General features: G+C 64.8%; 16 protein-coding genes and 2 pseudogenes. 13 read left to right on the top strand and 5 right to left on the bottom strand.

The genetic code is table 11. From position 1 onward, the window contains the following. The 3 genes from BJ122_RS19240 to BJ122_RS19770 form a co-directional block, all read left to right on the top strand. Window positions 1-3,487, top strand: a 3,487-nt coding sequence (locus BJ122_RS19240; protein ID WP_110780629.1) for an IPT/TIG domain-containing protein, incomplete at its 5' end; no start/stop codon positions are given. A gap of 224 nt (window positions 3,488-3,711) precedes the next feature. After that, the gene (locus tag BJ122_RS08345) at window positions 3,712-4,011 is read left to right on the top strand and encodes an HU family DNA-binding protein (RefSeq protein WP_027276599.1); all 300 of its coding nucleotides are present in this window, start codon (window positions 3,712-3,714) and stop codon (window positions 4,009-4,011) included. Between the two features lie 356 nt (window positions 4,012-4,367). Then, on the top strand, window positions 4,368-4,502 hold the full coding sequence (locus tag BJ122_RS19770; protein ID WP_283808440.1) for a hypothetical protein: 135 nt from the start codon (window positions 4,368-4,370) through the stop codon (window positions 4,500-4,502). Window positions 4,503-4,991: 489 nt separating this feature from the next. On the opposite strand, the gene BJ122_RS08340 is transcribed toward BJ122_RS19770, so the two are convergent. Beyond that, window positions 4,992-5,432, bottom strand: a complete 441-nt coding sequence (locus BJ122_RS08340) for a DUF2147 domain-containing protein (protein WP_110780715.1) — start codon at window positions 5,430-5,432, stop codon at window positions 4,992-4,994. A gap of 300 nt (window positions 5,433-5,732) precedes the next feature. Here BJ122_RS08340 and BJ122_RS08335 point away from each other — a divergent pair, with 300 nt between their 5' ends. After that, entirely contained in the window at window positions 5,733-6,329 is a 597-nt protein-coding gene (locus tag BJ122_RS08335) for a superoxide dismutase (RefSeq protein ID WP_027276601.1), read from the top strand. Window positions 6,330-6,451: 122 nt separating this feature from the next. Here BJ122_RS08335 and BJ122_RS08330 read toward each other — a convergent pair whose 3' ends face one another. Further along, window positions 6,452-7,624 carry an acetyl-CoA C-acetyltransferase gene (locus BJ122_RS08330; RefSeq protein ID WP_110780628.1) on the bottom strand — a complete coding sequence of 391 codons (1,173 nt, stop codon included), beginning with the start codon at window positions 7,622-7,624 and terminating at the stop codon, window positions 6,452-6,454. Between the two features lie 147 nt (window positions 7,625-7,771). On the opposite strand from BJ122_RS08330, the gene BJ122_RS08325 reads away from it, so the two are divergent. From BJ122_RS08325 to BJ122_RS08300, 6 genes and pseudogenes are all read left to right on the top strand, one after another. After that, on the top strand, window positions 7,772-8,440 hold the full coding sequence (locus BJ122_RS08325) for a TetR family transcriptional regulator (RefSeq protein ID WP_110780627.1): 669 nt from the start codon (window positions 7,772-7,774) through the stop codon (window positions 8,438-8,440). Between the two features lie 790 nt (window positions 8,441-9,230). Continuing rightward, the gene (locus BJ122_RS08315) at window positions 9,231-9,989 is read left to right on the top strand and encodes an SDR family NAD(P)-dependent oxidoreductase (RefSeq protein WP_110780625.1); all 759 of its coding nucleotides are present in this window, start codon (window positions 9,231-9,233) and stop codon (window positions 9,987-9,989) included. 502 nt (window positions 9,990-10,491) lie between these two features. Beyond that, window positions 10,492-12,366 carry an AMP-binding protein gene (locus tag BJ122_RS08310; RefSeq protein WP_110780624.1) on the top strand — a complete coding sequence of 625 codons (1,875 nt, stop codon included), beginning with the start codon at window positions 10,492-10,494 and terminating at the stop codon, window positions 12,364-12,366. Beyond that, complete coding sequence (locus BJ122_RS18985; RefSeq protein WP_146227170.1) at window positions 12,363-12,572, top strand: hypothetical protein; 210 nt, start codon at window positions 12,363-12,365, stop codon at window positions 12,570-12,572. The genes BJ122_RS08310 and BJ122_RS18985 overlap by 4 nt, the downstream gene beginning before the upstream one ends. Window positions 12,573-12,587: 15 nt before the next feature. Beyond that, a pseudogene (locus BJ122_RS08305) lies at window positions 12,588-13,172 on the top strand (acyl-CoA dehydrogenase family protein); the annotation flags it as partial. A 126-nt stretch (window positions 13,173-13,298) separates the two neighbouring features. Further along, window positions 13,299-14,012, top strand: coding sequence for a nitroreductase (locus BJ122_RS08300; protein WP_110780623.1), 714 nt, complete (start codon window positions 13,299-13,301; stop codon window positions 14,010-14,012). A 124-nt stretch (window positions 14,013-14,136) separates the two neighbouring features. Here the strand turns inward: BJ122_RS08300 and BJ122_RS08295 are convergent, their stop codons facing one another. Beyond that, a complete protein-coding gene (locus BJ122_RS08295) occupies window positions 14,137-14,916 on the bottom strand; it encodes an enoyl-CoA hydratase/isomerase family protein (protein WP_110780622.1) in 780 nt (259 codons plus the stop codon). 184 nt (window positions 14,917-15,100) lie between these two features. On the opposite strand from BJ122_RS08295, the gene BJ122_RS08290 reads away from it, so the two are divergent. Further along, on the top strand, window positions 15,101-15,760 hold the full coding sequence (locus tag BJ122_RS08290) for a Crp/Fnr family transcriptional regulator (protein WP_110780621.1): 660 nt from the start codon (window positions 15,101-15,103) through the stop codon (window positions 15,758-15,760). 11 nt (window positions 15,761-15,771) lie between these two features. After that, the gene (locus BJ122_RS08285) at window positions 15,772-16,620 is read left to right on the top strand and encodes a DUF6537 domain-containing protein (RefSeq protein WP_181418904.1); all 849 of its coding nucleotides are present in this window, start codon (window positions 15,772-15,774) and stop codon (window positions 16,618-16,620) included. A 154-nt stretch (window positions 16,621-16,774) separates the two neighbouring features. Here the strand turns inward: BJ122_RS08285 and BJ122_RS19235 are convergent, their stop codons facing one another. Continuing rightward, window positions 16,775-16,918 carry a hypothetical protein gene (locus BJ122_RS19235; RefSeq protein ID WP_181418903.1) on the bottom strand — a complete coding sequence of 48 codons (144 nt, stop codon included), beginning with the start codon at window positions 16,916-16,918 and terminating at the stop codon, window positions 16,775-16,777. On the opposite strand from BJ122_RS19235, the gene BJ122_RS19565 reads away from it, so the two are divergent. Further along, entirely contained in the window at window positions 16,863-17,252 is a 390-nt protein-coding gene (locus tag BJ122_RS19565; protein WP_245407667.1) for a DUF3307 domain-containing protein, read from the top strand. The two genes, BJ122_RS19235 and BJ122_RS19565, sit on opposite strands and share 56 nt — an antisense overlap. Before the next feature lie 24 nt (window positions 17,253-17,276). On the opposite strand, the pseudogene nhaA reads toward BJ122_RS19565, so the two are convergent. Continuing rightward, window positions 17,277-18,428, bottom strand: a pseudogene (gene nhaA, locus BJ122_RS08275) (Na+/H+ antiporter NhaA); the annotation flags it as partial. Window positions 18,429-18,539: the final 111 nt, after the last annotated feature.

Raw genomic sequence — 18,539 nt, 5'->3', positions numbered from 1 at the left:
CGGCACCGGCAGCAATCTCTACACCTATGCCGCTGCACCGACCGTCAGTTCCGTGTCGCCGAGTGCAGGCTCGACCGCGGGCGGCACCTCGGTGACGATTACCGGCAGCAATTTCACTGGTGCCACGGCGGTGACCTTCGGTGGCAGCGCGGCGGCGAGCTACACGGTCGATTCCGCGACCCAGATCACCGCGACCACGCCAGCCCATGCGGCGGGCGCCGTCAATGTCGTCGTGACCACCGCGGGCGGCACCGGCACCGGCAGCAATATCTATGAATACGTGGCCGCGCCGACTGTGAGTTCAGTGTCGCCCAGCGCCGGACCGACCGCGGGCGGCACCTCGGTGACCATTACCGGCACCAACTTCACTGGCGCCACCGCGGTGACCTTCGGTGGCAGCGCGGCGGCGAGCTACACGGTCGATTCCGCGACCCAGATCACCGCGACCACGCCGGCCCATGCGGCGGGGCTGGTCAATGTGGTGGTGACCACGGCGGGCGGCACCGGCACCGGCAGCAATCTCTACAGCTACGCTTCCACGCCGACCGTCAGTTCGGTGTCGCCGACGGCCGGGCCGACCGCGGGCGGCAGCTCGGTGACCATCACCGGCACTAATTTCACCGGCGCGAGCGCCGTGACCTTTGGCGGCAGCGCCGCCACCGGCATCACCGTGGTCAATGCCACCACCATCACCGCGACCACGCCGGCCCATGCTGCAGGTCTGGTCGATGTGGTGGTGACCGCGCCGGGCGGCACCGGCACCGGCGTCAACCTCTACACCTATGCGGCGGCGCCTGCGGTCAGCGCGATCTCGCCCAGCAGCGGCAGCACCGCGGGCGGCACCTCGGTGACCATCACCGGCAGCGATTTCATCGGGGTGTCGGCTGTGACCATCGGCGGCGTCGCCGCGACCGGCGTCAGCGTGGTCAACGCCACCACCATCACCGCGACCACGGCGGCTCACGTTGCTGGCACGGTCGATGTGGTCGTCACCGCGGCCGGCGGCACCGGTACCGGCAGCAATCTGTACAGCTATGTGGTAATGCCGGTGGTTAGTTCGGTGTCGCCGAGTGCCGGGCCGCTGGCCGGCGGCGCCTCGGTGACCATCGCCGGCAACAATTTTACGGGCGCCACTGCGGTGACGTTTGGCGGCAGCGCGGCGGCGAGCTACACGGTCGATTCCGCGACCCAGATCACCGCGACCACGCCAGCCCACGCCGCCGGCACGGTGAGCGTGGCGGTGACCACCGCCGCGGGCACCGGCACTGGCAGCAACCTCTACACCTATTCGGCGGCGCCAACGGTGACGGCCGTGTCGCCGGATGCCGGGCCGCTCGCGGGCGGCACGTCGGTGACCATCACCGGCAGCGGTTTCACGGGTGCATCCTCGGTGACCTTTGGCGGCAGCGCCGCCACCGGCATCACCGTGGTCAACGCCACCACCATCACCGCGACCACGCCCGCGCATGCCGCAGGCTTCGTCGATGTCGTGGTGACCGCGCCGGGCGGCACCGGCACCGGCAGCAATGTGTTCCGCTATGCCGCGGGGCCGGTGGTGTCGTCGGTGTCGCCGAATTCGGGCTCGACCGCGGGCGGCAGTTCGGTGACCATCACCGGCAGCAATTTTACGGGCGCCACCGCGGTGGCCTTTGGCGGCAGCGCCGCGACCGGCGTCACCGTGGTCAACGCCAGCACCATCACCGCGACCACCCCGGCTCATGCGGCGGGCACGGTTGATATCGCCGTGACGACGCCGGGCGGCACCGGTACCGGCAGCAATCTCTACACCTACGTGCTCGGGCCATCGGTCAGTTCGGTGTCGCCGAATTCCGGGCCGGGCGGCGGCGGCACCTCGGTCACCATCACTGGCAGCAATTTGACGGGTGCAACGGCCGTCACCTTCGGTGGCAGCGCGGCCACCAGTTTCAGCGTGATCAATGCCAGCACCATCACCGCGACCACGCCAGCCCATGCCGCGGGTGCAGTCGACGTGGTGGTCGCCACGCCGGGCGGCTCTGCCACCGGCGCCGGACTGTTCACCTATGTGATCACCAGCACCACCACCACGCTGACTTCGTCGCTCAATCCGAGCGAGGTCGGCCAGGCCGTGACGTTCACCGCCACCGTCAGTTCCGGCGGCGTGACGCCGACCGGCACGGTGACTTTTAGCGACGGCGGCCAGGTGCTCGGCAGCGCGACATTGGCGAGCGGCGTCGCCAGCTTCACCACCGCGGCGCTGCAACGAGGCAGCCACAGCATCACCGCGGTCTATGGCGGCAGCGGCTCGTTCTCGAGCAGCACCTCGGCGGTGCTGGTGCAGGCGGTCAACACTCCGACCGAAAGTCTTCGGCTGCGCGCCATGCAGATCGTCGGTAGCCGCGCGGTGGCGCAGGTGTCCGGCGCCACCATCACCAATGCGATCGATTTGGCGATCAGCGAGGGCTTTAGCGAGCGCGGCACGCTGTTGATGCCGAGCAGCGGCGGGCTGCGTTTCAACTTCGCCGCCGATCTCGAGCAGCAGCCGGACACGAGCGCGGAAGCGCCGGTCAATGAGCGCTGGCACTCGCTTGGGGTGGGGCGCTCAAGGCCCTCCGATCGCAGCGGCGGGGCGTCGTCGCGCATCAACGATGCCTTTGCGGCCATTGACACCGTCAAGGCGCAGAAGGCGCCGGCGGCGCGGCTGGTCGAACAGAAGGACTGGCTGGCCTGGGCCGATATCAAGGGCAGCGGCATCGGCCAGTGGAGCGGCAGCAACACCGCCGCGCCGCTCTATGGGCATCAGCTCAACTTCATGGCGGGCGTGACGCGCAAGCTGTCGCCGACCTTCCTGGTCGGCATGGTCGGCGGCTACGAAACCTTCGACTACAAATCCGACACGCTCAGCAGCCGGCTGAAGGGCGATGGCTGGACCATCGGCTCCTATCTCGGCTGGCGGTTTGCCCAGAATCTGCGGCTCGATACGGCGGTGGCCTATACCGGGCTCGGCTATGACAGCTCGTCGGGCGCCGCGCTCGGCCAGTTCAACGGTCATCGCTGGCTGCTGTCGGGCGGGTTGATCGGCTCATCGACGCTGTATGGCGTGGCGATCGAACCGTCGGCCAAGGTGTACGCGCTATGGGAGCGCCAGAACGCCTATATCGACACGCTCGGCACCGCGCAGACCGCGCGCGACTTCTTCAACGGCCGGGCGTCGGGCGGGCTGCGCATGACCTATCCCTGGCAGCTCGATGACGGCATCACGCTCGCGCCCTATGTCGGCGCGTTCGGCGATTACTATTTCACGGGCGACAGCGCCGAGACCGTGGCGTTGCCGGGCGCGACGCTGGCGTCGGTGCCGCTGCTGGAGGGCTGGTCGGCCCGCTTCACCTCAGGCCTCGCTGCCAGATTCGGCAATGGCGCCGCGGTGGCGTTCGGCGCGGAGCTCGGCGGCATCGGCAGCAATGTGCAGATCTGGACGTTGCGGGGCCGCACATCCGTGCCGTTCTGATCTGGGACAATTGCGAGGGGGCGCGCGCCGGGCGGGGGCCGTTAACCGCAGAAAAATGCGGAATTTCGTGCGATCAGCGCGCTTGCCTGTCGCCAAACCCTATAGAATCAGGCATTCGCGCGCTGATGCCGCCAAGAATCGCTTGAAAACACTGGTTTCCGTCGCGTCCTGCGATTTTTCCCAATATTGTTCAGCGGCACGAATCAAAAATTCAAGGAGCTACAATGGCAACGCAGCTGACGAAATCGCAGCTCATCGAGAAGATCGCCACCGAGACCGAACTGACCAAGCGCGACGTCAAGGGCGTGCTCGAGACGATGGCCGAGATCGGCTACAAGGAGCTGAAGAAGAACGGTCTGTTCCTGGTTCCGGGCTTCGCCAAATTCGTCGTCATCAAGAAGCCGGCCACCAAGGCGCGCAAGGGCACCAACCCGTTCACCGGCGAGCCGATGGTGTTCAAGGCCAAGCCGGCGCGCAAGATCGTTCGCGCCCGCCCGGTCAAGGCTGCCAAGGACGCGGTGTAATCTATTGGCCAGCGCCGTCCTCGCGGCCGTTGCCGCGGGGTTTGGCGCGGTTATGCTGACGCGGCGCGCGGGCGCATCGATCGCAACGGCAATGGCACGCTCGGCGGCGTAGCCGAGCAGTGTGACGCTTAAGCCGTGCGAGTCTGGTCTACCGCCGCGCTCTGATTCGTGACCAAGCCGGTCGCCGATCGGCTTGAAGAGCAGCATGGCTGCTCTACAGATTGACGCAGTGAGCAGGCGGCCTGAGTTGTTCGGTTCTGATCACATCAGAACCGAAGCTCCAATGGCGCGGGCCGACGTGTCGCTGGACGCAACCCGGCCGCCGCTTCGCTGCAATGCTGTAAGGGAACGCGCGGATGAAGTCACTCGGCGCGATCATATTGTTGGCGCTCGCAGTTTTTGCCTATGGGCTGTACGCCGACATCACCATGACGCGCTGCGTCCGCGGCACCGTCACCGCCATGCTCGGTTTGTGCAGCAACGGCGACTGAGCTTGATGCGGCTCTGATCAAGCCGGACCGATGGCCCGCATTTGCGGCGCAAGTGTGCTCCGGTCGGGCACCCAGCGTCGATCCGCGGCGCATGGCTGCCGCTCTGTTTTAAAAAATGACGATCTTGATTGCAGGCCGCGCTGCCATTTTGGGGCGCGGCCGCGTCGTTTATTGAAGGGTCGAACGCCAAATCTCGATCGCTTGGTGTCGATCGCCAAGCGCGGGGCGCGGCGATACGCCGGTGATAACAAGGGCGATTGATACCAATCACTTCGCAGGTCATGGCAGGGCGCGCCCCGGCCATCTACGTCTTTGATCTTGAGCCGATTTTGAGACGTGGATACAAGCAACAAGCGCTGGCATGACGATCATTGATACGCCCCGATGGTACAAGAGGCGTTGCTCGTCCAGCGGGCGCATCGAGAAGCGGGGGTCTGCAATCGAAGGTGCGGTTCGGATCAGAACCGCAACGCTCCAAAATTCAGCCGATCACTTGCCGGCAAAGCTCCAGGTTTCTCCGCCGCAGATCGCGCCGACGCAGCCTTCGACCCGCAGCACGCCGGGGCCGGCCATCAGCAGGCTGCTGATATAGGTCTTGCCGTCGTCGGCGTTGTAGATCTGCCCCGACCATTTGCCGGGCGCGCTCGGCCGCATGTCGTTGAAAATGGTGATGCCCTTCACCGGCCGCCCGACCAGCGCCGGGATCGGGTTCTTGTCGTCGATCGCCGGCCGTCCGGTCTGCGGATCGATCTCGTTGCGCAGCCAGACGATCTTGCCGCACAGCGCGGCGCCACATTTTGAGATCTTGATCTTGGCGTCGCCGGCCTGGGTCAGCCAGGTGCCGATCGGCGTGCCGGCCGTTTGCGCCATCGCCGAGCTGCCAGCGAGCGACACCAGCAATGCCGCGGCCAAACCAAAGCGAACCATCATACCCTCCAGCGCGCTGCAGCCGGGCCGCACCGCCATTGATGAGCGCCCCCAGCGCCGCAACCTGTTCGAGTTGAGGCGCCTGGATAGCAAACTGATCGATTCGCGCAACGCGATCGGCGCGGCAGATTCGTCGCAGGTGGGAGGTATGATCAGGCCGTCATGACCCGCTGCAACGTCTGGTCGGTATGGGAGAACCGTGCCGTTCGCCACGTGCGGTGTTGCAAGCGATCTTTAGTTGCAATGGAGCTATTGTTATTCTAAATCCGTTGAACACGTCATCCCCAACGACGGACTGGAATTATGAGCTTCACGCTTTCAGAACTGCCCTACGACTACGACGCCCTGGCTCCCTACATGTCCCGGGAGACACTGGAGTATCATCATGACAAGCATCACCAGGCCTATGTCACCAATGGCAACAACCTGCTGAAGGGCACTGAATTCGAAGGCCAGTCGCTCGAAGAGATCGTCAAGAACTCGTTTGGCAAGAACGTGCCGTTGTTCAACAACGCCGGCCAGCACTACAACCACATGCACTTCTGGAACTGGATGAAGCCCAATGGTGGCGGCGACAAGCTGCCGGGCCGTCTGGCCAAGAAGATCGACGAGGACCTCGGCGGCTTCGAGAAATTCAAGGCTGATTTCATTGCCGCTGGCGTCGGCCAGTTCGGTTCGGGCTGGGCCTGGCTGTCGGTCAAGAACGGCAAGCTGGAAATCTCCAAGACCGGCAATGGCGAGAACCCGCTGGTGCACGGCGCCACGCCGATCCTCGGCGTCGACGTCTGGGAGCATTCCTACTACATCGATTATCGCAACCGTCGGCCGGACTATCTGAAGGCCTTCGTCGAGAATCTGGTGAACTGGGACTACGTCGACCAGCTGTTCGAGAAGGCCTGATCGGCTCTCTCAGAACGCGCCAACAGAACGCAGAGAGGGCGGCAGGGTAACTGCCGCCCTCTCTTTTATTGGGCTTGCGGTGACGGCGAGGCGCCGCGCGGGGCGGCGCATCGCTGGAGTGCTTACAGCCGCTCGATGATGGTGACGTTGGCCATGCCGCCGCCTTCGCACATGGTCTGCAGGCCGTAGCGCTTGTTCTGCTGCTTGAGCGCGTGCACCAGCGTGGTCATCAGCTTGGTGCCGGAGCCGCCGAGCGGATGGCCGAGCGCGATCGCGCCGCCATTGACGTTGAGCCGCGCCGGATCGGCGCCGGTGGTTTTCAGCCAGGCGGCCGGCACCGAGGCGAACGCTTCATTGACCTCGAACAGGTCGATGTCGTTGATCTTCATGCCGGCCTTTTTCAGCGCGTGCGCGGTGGCGGGCAGCGGCGCTTCCAGCATGATCACCGGGTCGCCGCCGACCATGGTGAGGTGGTGAATGCGCGCCAGCGGCGCGATGCCGAGCTGCTTCAGCCCTCTTTCATTGACCACCATCACGCCCGAAGCGCCGTCGCAGATCTGGCTGGCGGAGGCCGCGGTCAGCTTGCCGTTTTCGGCGATCAGCTTGACGTTGCGAATGCCGTCGAGGCTGACGTCGAAGCGGATGCCTTCGTCGATCTGGTGAATGTCGGTGGTGCCATCGGCGCGGGTGATCTGCACCGGCACGATCTCATCCTTGAAGCGGCCGGCTTCGGTGGCCGCAATCGCGCGCAGATGGCTCTGATAGGCGTATTGGTCGAGCTCCTCCTTCGACAGCCCATACTTCTCGGCCATCATCTCGGCGCCGATGAACTGGCTGAAGATGATGTTGGGATAGCGCTGCTCCATGCCCGGGCTCTTGGAGGTGCCAAAGCCGTTCTTCTCCGGCAGCACCGAGCTCAGCCCCATCGGCACCCGGGTCATCGATTCGACGCCGGCCGCGATCACGATATCCATCGTTCCCGACATCACCGCCTGGGCCGCGAAATGCAGCGCCTGCTGCGAGGAGCCGCACTGCCGGTCGATAGAGGTGGCCGGCACGCTTTCCGGCAGTTTCGAGGCCAGCACCGCATTGCGCGCGATGTTGTTGGACTGTTCGCCGATCTGCATCACGCAGCCCATGATCACGTCTTCGATCTGATCGGGCGCGGCGCCGGAGCGGTCCACCAGCGCGTTCAGCACGGTGGCGGCAAGGTCCGCCGGGTGCCATCCGGCGAGGCGGCCTCCTTTGCGGCCGCCGGCGGTGCGGGCAGCGGCGACGATATAGGCCTCGGCCATGGGGGTATCTCCCTTGTTGTTGTTTGGGCTGAAAAGCGGCCGGATTAAACGGTCGGTTGACAGTTTAGTCAATCGGTCAATTAACTCTTGAAATCGCCGTCAACCTCGTAGTATCTGCAAGTCAGGCTGAAACTGCCTGGAATCGGGATGCTGCACCTGAATACCATCGCCCCTCATCGGCACGCCGCTGGCAAGAACTCGACCGCCGACAAGTTGTTGGTCGCGGCCGGGGAGCTGATGATTGAGCGCAATTCGATCGATGTCTCGCTGAGCGACATCGCGCATAAGGCTGGCGTCAACGCCGCCCTGGTGAAGTATCACTTCGGCAACAAGGATGGCCTGCTGCTGGCGCTGCTGGAGCGCGACGCCGCCGCCGAGATGGTCAATCTCGAAATCCTGATGGCGCAGCCGATGTCCGCCACGCAGAAGATGCGGCTGCACATCGCCGGCATCATCCGGACCTATTACCAGTTCCCCTACATGAACCGGCTGATCCACTATTTGCTGCATGAAAACGGCAATGAGGCAGCCAACGAAGTGTCGAAGTTCTTTGTCGGCCCGCTGCTCGATTTCCACCGCCGTCTGCTGGCGGAAGGCGTGGCCACCGGCGAATTCCGCCCGATCGACCCGGTGCTGTTCTACACCAGCCTGATCGGCGCTTGTGATCATCTGTTTTTCGGTCGCCACACCATGGCGCGTGCCATCGGCATCGGCCCGGTCACCGATCAGGTCTGTCGCGACTACATTCAGCACATGGAGAACCTCATTCTCCACGGCATATTGACGTCGTCAGCACCTTCGACAGCGCCGGCCTAAAGACCGCGAACGATAACAGGAAACGCCCAAGGACCAGTTTGAAAGGCTTCAGATAAGAAGCCGTCAGCAAAGATACGGAAACGCCCAAGGAACTCATTTCAAGAAGCGCAGACTTCGAGAAACAAGACGCAGGAAACGCCCAAGGAAACGGACTGCAACAGTCGAAAGATCAGTTACGGAAACGCCCAAGGAAACGAATTTTCGGATTGGACCGGTAAGCCAACGACAACAACAAGGCCGCCACCCAAGACGACACCAACGAACAAGGCGATCAACTCGCCGGCGCAAGAAAAAACGGGGAAACACCCAAGGTCCAAAACAGTCGATGTCATCGACGCCCGGTATCGTCTGCCAAGACGAACCGCAACGAAAGGTCCTCACATAGCCCGCCGTCAGAGTGGGTGAGGAATCAGGAAACGCCCAAGGGCACGGCCGCGCAAGCGGCCGTGCCAGTTCTGCAAGTTCGGCTAACGATAATAACGACAACCAAGACGAGCTAACGGAAACGCCCAAGGAGTTTGTCGAGCGCAGCAGCGAATACGACGCACCGTTTTTGCAGCAGGCCCGCCTGGACCGGGACTGCGGCCCACGACTCCAAGACCTTCGAGAACACAAGAATCAACAAGACTCGGGAAACGCCCAAGGACCAGGCCACAGGTCGCTGGCTGCAAGCCACAAACACCATCAAGGTTTCGAGGCGAGATCAACGGGGGGACACCTGACGTCCAGCCTCGAAGGCCGTCAACACGGGGCCTCTGAGCTCCGGCATGCTCAAGAAAGGTAGTTCACGATGCAGTTGCAAGACGTCTCCGTGCTCATCACCGGCGGAGGTTCGGGCCTGGGTGCCGCCACGGCGCGGGCGATGGCCGCCAAGGGCGCCAAGGTCGCGGTGTTCGACATGAACAAGGACAATGCCGAGAAGGTCGCGGCCGAGATCGGCGGCGTGGCCTGCGTCGGCGACGTCTCCAATGAAGCCTCGGTCAAGGAAGCGATCGACAAGGCCGAGGCCGCGCATGGCGTGGTGCGGGTGCTGGTCAACTGCGCCGGCATCGGCAGCGCGGTGAAGACGGTCAGCAAGAACGGCGCGCATTCGCTCGATCTGTTCGCCCATGTCGTCAAGGTCAATCTGATCGGCACCTTCAACTGCATCCGTCTGGTTGCCGAGCGCATGCAGAGCGCGCCGACCATTGGCGAGGAGCGCGGCGTGTTCATCAACACCGCCAGCGTTGCGGCCTATGACGGCCAGATCGGGCAGGCGGCCTATTCGGCGTCCAAGGGTGGCATTGTCGGCATGACGCTGCCGGTGGCGCGCGATCTCGCCTCGATGAACATCCGCGTCATGACCATCGCCCCCGGCCTGTTCCTGACGCCGCTGCTGATGGGCCTGCCGGAAGAGGCGCGCAAGAGCCTCGGCGCGCAGGTGCCGCATCCGGCGCGGCTCGGCGATCCGTCGGAATACGCCGCGCTCGCGGTGCAGATCGTGGAAAATCCGATGCTGAACGGCGAGACCATTCGTCTCGACGGCGCGATCCGGATGGCGCCGCGCTAATAACCGGCCGAGCCTGCCGCTCTCTTTGCGGAGAGCGGCGACCGGCCAGCGCCGGGCGGCGTCAGCCTGCCGCTCGGCGCACCGGCCGCACCCGATTTCGACCTGACGCCATCGGCGTGAGGGGCAAGCAAGACCGCCACAAGGCGGCGCTGCCAAAGGAAACGACACGGGAGAAAAGGCGTGGCGGCGTTTCGGCCGAACCAACACCATGAGCGCGTGTCCCGGGGGCAGCCATGTCGCCCCGGCCGAGCGCATTGCCGACGCTTTGCCCCGCTGCCTCGCGCCCATCGCCGGGCACTTTTGATGCCACCATCCGCCATCATTGAACCGCCGACCAGCGGGCGCCGCGACGCCTGCGGCGGCGCGTTGCTGCGTTCAGGAACCAAGGCGGTGGTGGCGGGAATTTGAATGACAGCGCGGTTGCCAAGCCAGCCGGCGAGGCGACACTCGGCACTGAACAACACGGTCCAGCAAGAGACCATCATTTTAGAGGGAGACGACCATGACATCGAGCGCGGCCCGAGTCCTCGACCAACCGCCATTCCGCAAAATCAACTGGCTGCCGCGCGACATCGCGGTTGATCGCCGCGCCGATGGCAGCCTGGTGCTGAAATCGAACCAGCCGCTCGAGCCCTATGAGCGGCACATTCCGGCGCTGCTGGCGCGCTGGGCGGAGCAGGCGCCGCAGCGGATTTGGCTGGCGCAGCGCAGCGGCCCGGAGCGGCAATGGCGCAAAGTGTCCTACGCTGAAGCCAAGCACACCGTCGATGCGCTCACCCAGGCGCTGCTCAATCTGAAACTGGAAGCGGACCGTCCGATCGCGATCCTGTCCGGCAATTCGATCGAACACGCGCTGATGACCATGGCGGCGATGCAGGCCCGGATTCCGGCGGCGCCGATGTCGCCGGCCTATTCGCTGATGAGCCATGATCATCAGAAGCTGAAATATCTGTTCGAGCTGGTGAAGCCGGCTCTGGTGCTGGTGCAGGACGGCGCTCTGTTCGGCCGCGCCTTGCAGGCGCTCGATCTCACCGGCGTCAAGGTGGTGCATGTCGCGAGCCCGCCGCAGGGCATCGACAGCGTGTCGTTTGCCGAGCTGGCAGCAACGCCGGTCACCGACGAGGTTGCGCAGTCGATCGCCGCGATCACGCCGGACACGGTTGGCAAATTGCTGTTCACCTCCGGCTCGACCGGCATGCCAAAAGCGGTGATCAACACCCAGCGCATGATGTGCGCCAACGTCACCATGATGACCCAGGTGCGGCCGCGCGATCCTTCCGAGCCGCCGCCGGTGCTGCTCGATTGGATGCCGTGGAATCACACCATGGGTGGCAACGCGCTGTTCAACCCCGCGCTTGCCGAGGGCGGCACGCTCTATATCGACGATGGCCGGCCGCTGCCGGGCATGTTCGACGAGACCTTGCGTAACTTGCGGGAAATCTCGCCGACCTATTACGCCAATGTGCCGGCCGGCTATGCGGCGCTCGCCGCGGCGATGGAGAAGGACGACGCGCTGTGCCGCACCTTCTTCAAGGATCTTGGCATGATGGCCTATGGCGGCGCGCGGCTGCCGGACGACCTCTATGAGCGCATGCAGGCGCTGGCGGTGCGCGCCACCGGCGAGCGCATCGTGTTCTACACTGGCTGGGGCTCGACCGAGACCGCGCCGACCTCGACCGGCACCTATTGGGACACGGAGCGCGTCGGCCTGATCGGGCTGCCATTCCCCGGCGTCGAATTGAAGATGGTGCCGATCGGCGACAAATACGAATTGCGGCTGCGCGGCATTCACGTCATGCCCGGTTACTATCAGCGCCCCGATCTCACCGCGGCGGCGTTTGACGAGGAGGGGTTTTATAAGATCGGCGATGCCGGCGTGCTACTCGATCCGCAGGACCCGCAGCAGGGCATCGTGTTCGCCGGCCGGGTTGCCGAGGATTTCAAGCTGATGACCGGCACTTTCGTCCATGTCGGCTCGCTGCGCACCGATGTGATCGCCGCGGCCTCGCCGGTGATTCAGGATGCGCTGGTCGCCGGTCAGGACCGGCCTTATGTGGCGCTGCTGGCCTGGCCCAATCTGCAAGCCTGCCGGCAGATCGTCGGCAACCCTAATGCCAGTTTTGAGGATGTCGTCAAACATCCGGCGGTGCTCGAAAAGCTGCGTCAGGGGCTGCAGGCTCACAATGCCGAGGTGGAGGGCGCGAGCTCGATGCGCATTGCGCGCGTGATGCTGATGGTCGAGCCGCCGTCGATCGACGGCAATGAGCTGACTGACAAGGGCTACATCAATCAGCGCGCCGGGCTGGAACGCCGCGCCGCTCTGGTCGAGCGGCTTTATGCCGATCATCCCGATAACGATGTGATGGTGCTGCAGTGACGGCGCACGTCAACGTGCGCAACCTCTCCCCGCTGCGCGTTCGCGAGCGGGGCGAGGGAGCCTGCCGCAATTGGCGCTATCGCCGTGCTCGCCACACACAACGTCATTCCGGGGCGCGCCTGTTGGCGCTGCCACGCTTTGCCGACCTCTGTCATTCCGGGTTCAACAAGACCAAGGCCGAGGGCGGCTGGGCCTGCCTGACCTAGACAAAGGCCTATGGCCACGAGGTGTTTTTCACTAATGTCCGGGTTCCGGATAGCCAGCGGTTAGGCGCGGTCGGCGATGGCTGGAATGTGTCGCTGACCACGCTGATGAATGAGCGGCTGTCGATCGGCGCGCGGCTCGCCACCGGCTTCCCAGAACTGTTCGACTATTGCAGCGAGCTGATCACTGCCGATGGCCCGGCGCTCGATGATCGGGCGGTCCGCTCCAAGCTGGCGCATTGGGCGGTGAAAGACAGCGGCCTGAAATACACGTCGTATCGCGCGGTGTCGGCGCTGTCGAAAGGGCAGCGGCCGGGTCCGGAGAATTCGATCGGCAAGCTGGTCGCTGGCAGCATGCTGCAAGAGATCGCCGCGTTCGCGATGGAGCTGGATGGCGCGGCCGGCGTGCTCAGCGATCCCGCTGAGGCTGGCGCCGGCGGCCGCTTTCAGGCGATGCTGCTGTCGTCGCCCGCGATGCGCATTGCCGGCGGCACTGATGAAATTTTGCGCAACATCATCGCCGAACGGGTGCTCGGTCTGCCCGGCGACATTCGCGTCGACAAGGACGTACCGTTCAATCAGATCCCGACTCGAGGACGCTGACGAACGCGCGTCGCGCTTGCTGACACAGTCGTTGTCGGACAAGGTGGGATGTCTTGGGCCGTATCGAACATGCGCTTGCTCTTGTGACGGACAGGTCGGCGTGCCCGCAGTTGAATCGAGGCTTTGATGACCACCGACGCATCCGCCGCCAGCGCCGCCGCCCCATTCTCTATCGAGGTGCTTGAGGAGCTGCTGGCGCAGCGCTTTTCCTGCCGCGCCTACAAGCCGGAGCCGGTGCCGCGTGCCATCATCGAGCGCATCTTGCGCGCGGCGCAGCGCACGCCGTCCTGGTGCAACAGCCAGCCCTGGCAGGTGGTGATCACCTCCGGCGAAGCGACGCAGCGGCTGCGCGATGCGCTCTATCCGGTCGCGGCTTCCGGCGCGCCCGCGAGCGGTGACTTCGCATTCCCGCGCGAATATCGCGGCGTCTATCTGGAGCGGCGCCGCGAAAGCGGCTTTCAACTTTACAACACGCTCGGCATCGCGCGCGGTGACAAGATCGCCTATGCGCAGCAGGCGCTGGAGAATTTCAAATTCTTCGGCGCGCCGCATGTCGCGATCATCACCACCGATGAAGCGCTTGGCGTCTATGGCGCGGTCGACTGCGGCGGCTATGTCAACAACTTCCTGCTGGCGGCGCAGGCGCTCGGCATCGCCACCGTGCCGCAGGCGGCGCTGGCGTTTCACTCGGCGGTGATCCGTGAGCATTTTAGCCTCGGCGAACACCGCCGCGTGGTATGCGGCATTTCGTTCGGCTATGCCGACCATGATCACAAGATCAACAGCTACCGCACCAGCCGCGCCGCGATCGACGAGGTCGCGACCTTTGTCGGCGACTAACTATGATCGGGCGACGCGGATGGCCGGGACCAGTGTTCAGTCCGGCCATGACGTGCGGAAAGGTGTTTATCAATCGCCGTTGGTATGAAAGCTTCGGTTCTGATGCCATCAGAACCGAAAAGCTCTAAAACCGCGGCGCGCGCTTGGCGGCAAAGGCGGCGATGCCTTCCCGGATTTCCGGCCCGGTCATGCTGTCGCGGGCGCGCTGATCGGTGGCGGCTTCGTCGAGCTGGCCATGGGCGAACTCGTTGATGGCGCGCTTCATGCCGGCCATCGCCTGCGGGGCGTTGCCGGCCAGGATCGCGGCCAGCGCCTCGACCTCGGCGTCGAGCCGGTCGAGCGGCACCAGCGCGGTCAGATAGCCGATGCGCAGCATCTCGTTGGCGTCGATCTTTTGCGCGGTCAGGAACAGGCGCTTGGCGTTATCGACGCCGAGCCGCGACACATAGCGGCGGATGCCGCTCTTGTAATAATGCAGCCCGAGCCGCGCCGCCGGCATGAACATCTCGCAGCCGGATGCGCCGATCCGGAAATCGCAGGCCAGCGCCAAGTCGGTCGAGCCGCCATAGACCCCGCCATTGAGCCGGCAGATGGTCGGCTTGGACAGTTCCTCCAGCCGGTTGGCGACCCGCTCGAACGCCGAGCCGGCGTCCTGCTGATCGGGGTCCGCGGCTCGTTCGGCGACTTCGCCGATGTCGAAGCCCGCCGAGAACGCCCGGCCGGTGCCGGTCAGTACCAGCACTCGGATCGAGGGATCGCTCTCGATCTGGTCGAACTGGCGCTGCAGGGTGTCGAGGTCGGCCGGCAGCAGCCGGTTGAGATGGCGCGGCCGGTTCAGGCGCAAAATGGCGCAGGCGCCCTGTTGGCTGAGAATGGGGGCGCTGTCGCTGTCCGCTGTCGTCAAAACGTCATTCCTCCGGATCGTTTGCCAAGCACATGCCTCCGTTGGCCCGTGGCGTCAACGCGGTGCGCTATGCAGCGTGCGCAGCTCTGCGTCGTCGCGGGCAAGTCGGGCAGAGATTGGCTATAGTGCGGCGAGCCGGCCGCAGCGCCGCGGCCGGCCGGTTCACTCGATCGATGGTTGCCCCATGGATGTCGCCCAGTTTCACCAAGCCGGTAGCCTGTTTGCTTCGATCTTCGTGATCGCCACCACCACCATGCGGACCATGATTCCGCTGCGGGTGTTCGGGATCATCACCAACATCATTCTGATCGTCACGTCGGTGATCAGCCACACCTATCCGACGCTGGTGCTGCACGCGATCCTGCTGCCGCTCAATGCCTATCGGCTTCATCAGATGCTGCAATTGGTGCGCGAGGTGAAAAAGTCGGTGAATGGCGACCTGTCGATGGACTGGCTGAAGCCGTTCATGACCGAGCGACAATGCGAGAGTGGCGAAGTGCTGTTCTACAAGAACGAGAAGGCCGAGCATCTGTACTACATCGTCAGCGGCCGCTATCGGCTGGTCGAGTCCGGCATCGAAATTCCGACCGGCATATTGGTCGGCGAGCTTGGCATGCTGTCGCCAGCCAATGAGCGTACCCAGACCCTGGAATGTATCGAGGCCGGCATGGTGCTGAGTTGCAGCTACCGCAAGGTCGAGGAGCTGTATGTGCAGAATCCGGAATTCGGCTTCTACTTCCTGCGGCTCGCCAGCGCCCGGCTGTTCCAGAACATCGAGCGGCTGGAGCAGCGGCTGGCCGAGCAGGGCGCCAGCCCGCCGCCGCCGGCGCGCGCTGCGTCCTGAAGGAGGGCGCCGTGGCCGGCTTCATCGAGGCGATGCGTGCCACTTTGACCGAGCTCAGCGGCGATCAGCGCCGCACGCCACCGGCTTTGCCCAGCACGCTGCCGCCATCGGTGCTGCCGGTGGTCAGCGCCGGTGTGCACCAGCTGATCAGCTATCAGGGCCCGGACTATGCGCAGCTTTATCTCGACCGGCTGCGGCGCTTTGCCGGCCGCAAGACGGTCAGCGAGCCGCTGTTTGCCGAGATCGCGCGGCTGCTGGCGCAGCGCATGAGCTACCTCGACCCGATCGCGTTGTCGCAGGCGGCGCTCGCGGCTCATGGCGACGGCGCGCGCGCTGACGAGCGCCACTGCCTCGATCTCGATGAGCTGCTGGCGGCATGCCCGGCGATGATCTCCGAGCAGGTGCTGGAGGCGCTGCACTGGGTCGGCTGGCAGCACCGGCCGGTCACGTTGCGGTTTCGCGCCACGAGCCCGTTCGGCCGGCAGCGGCTGCGCGCGCAGGCGGCGCTGCGGCGCTGGCGGCTGTTGTCGCCGCGCTATGCCCGCGAGCGCGCTTTGACCGAGCGCTGGCTGCATATGATCGACCGCTGCCTCAGCAAACAGCCACAGGCGGCAGGCGCGGTGGTCGCCAGCGCGCAGCTGCTGCAAGGCTGCGGCGCGGCCTATCGGGCGCGCCTGGCCGCCTGGCACCTGATCATCGATGGCCTCGCCAAGCCGGTGTTTGACGGCGCGCTGATGCTGCCCGATCTCGCCGGGGCGATCGAGACCGCGCGCGGCACGGTCAGTGACGACCCGCAGCAGCCGGCGCTGCGCCGCGTGATTGCGCAAATCCGCGAGCAGGCCGCGCCGGCGGCCGGATAATCGCCCTTTACGTCTGGATTACTGCAACCTGCGTTTGCCTGCGTCCTGCGGCGCGGCTGTGATAATCTTGCTCGGTTTCGATGTTCCGGTCGATTCTGGCAGCCGGCGGCGCCGGCGCCGGAGCGCGCCGGCCAAGCGCTGCGTGCGGCGCTCATCATTGCGGCGCTGCCGGGATGACGAGCCTTGTCGCGGCATCACAGGGGCTGCCGTTGTCGTTTCCAGAGCCGTTGTCGTTTCCAGCCATGTCGTCGTCGGTCGCCGTCGGCGCGTTGGTTTGGTGGATGGTGCTGCTGACCATCAAGCATGTCGCCGCCGACTTCCTGCTGCAAAATTCCTGGATGGCACTCGGCAAGGACCGCAAGACCGGCTGGGCGTTGCCGCTGCTCGCCCACACCTCGGTTCATCTGGTGCTGACCACCGGGCTAATGCTGGCGACCGCGCCGCGGTTCTGGTTCCTGGGCTTGATCGATTTCGCGATCCATTGGTTGATCGACCGCGCCAAGGGATTTTGCGTCGCCACCTTCGACGTGCGCTACGAGAACGCCGCGTTCTGGTGGCTGATCGGCACCGACCAGGGGTTGCACCACCTGACCGGCTTCGCGCTGGCGATCTACCTCGCTGCGTACGCCTGACGGCGGCCGACCGCTCAATGCAAACACCGCCGCGCCGGCCATGATCGACAGCATCGATCCGGCGAGCACGCCGAGCTTCATGGCGTCTTCAAGGTCCGGCCGGCCCTTGAATGCCAACAGCCCGATGAACAGGCTCATGGTGAAGCCGATCCCGCACACCAGCGCCACGCCATAGAGCTGCAGCCAGCTGGTGCGCGCCGGCCGTCGCGCCAGGCCGAGCTTGATCGCCAGCCAGGCGCCGCCGAACACGCCGGCCTGCTTGCCGAGAAACAAACCAGCAGCAATGCCGAGCGGCACCGGCGCAAAGAAGCTCTGCCACGACACGCCGGTCAGCGAGATGCCGGAATTGGCGAAGCCGAACACCGGCAGCACCAGATAGGCCGACCAGGGGTGCAGATTGTGCTCCAGCCGGTGCAGCGGCGACGACGCTTCGTCGCTGTCGCCGTCCTTGCCCTGCAGCGGGATCATCAGCGCCAGCAGAACGCCCGCAATCGTGGCATGCACGCCAGATTTCAACGTGAAGAACCACAGCGCGACGCCGAGCAGCAGATAGGGCCACAGCCGGCGCACACCGGCGAGGTTGAGCGCGGCGAGCAGCGCCAGCACCACGGCGGCGAGCCCGAGCATCAGCAGCGATAGTTTTGAGGTGTAGAACAGCGCGATGATGATGATCGCGCCAAGATCGTCGATGATCGCCAGCGCAGTCAAAAACACTTTGAGCGACACCGGCACCCGCGAGCCGAACAGCGACAAGACACCGAGCGAAAACGCGATGTCGGTCGCGGCTGGGATCGCCCAGCCATGCAGGCCGACCGGCTCGTGCCAGTTCAGCGCCACATAGACCAGCGCCGGCACCGCCATGCCGCCGAGCGCGGCGACGCTGGGCAGAATACGGGCCGACTTGGACTGCAGATGCCCGACCAGCAGCTCGCGCTTGATCTCGAGGCCGACCATCACGAAGAACAGCGCCATCAACCCATCGTTGATCCAGTGCAGCACACTGAGACCAAAGATTGTAGTTTCCAACGTTCCCCGATAGGCCGGCGCCCACGGGGAATTGGCGACAGCCAGCGCCAATGCCCCCGACAGCAGCAGGATGAACCCGCTCGAGGTTTCGCTGCGCAGGAAGTCACGCATCGCGTAAATCCGGCGCCGGATCAGCGTTTGTCTCAGCATTGGCTTGAGGGCGTCATGGTCATGAAGGGCTCACCCTTGCAATTTGAAGCAAAGAGGATGGTTCGTCCACCAAATCACGTGATAAGTGGTTGACGTGTTCCCTTGTTCCCG

It is taken from the genome of Rhodopseudomonas faecalis (assembly GCF_003217325.1).
Classification (GTDB): Bacteria; Pseudomonadota; Alphaproteobacteria; order Rhizobiales; family Xanthobacteraceae; genus Rhodopseudomonas; species Rhodopseudomonas faecalis.
Note: the sequence above shows the minus strand (reverse complement) of the source record. Positions and strands in the feature narration are given on the sequence as shown.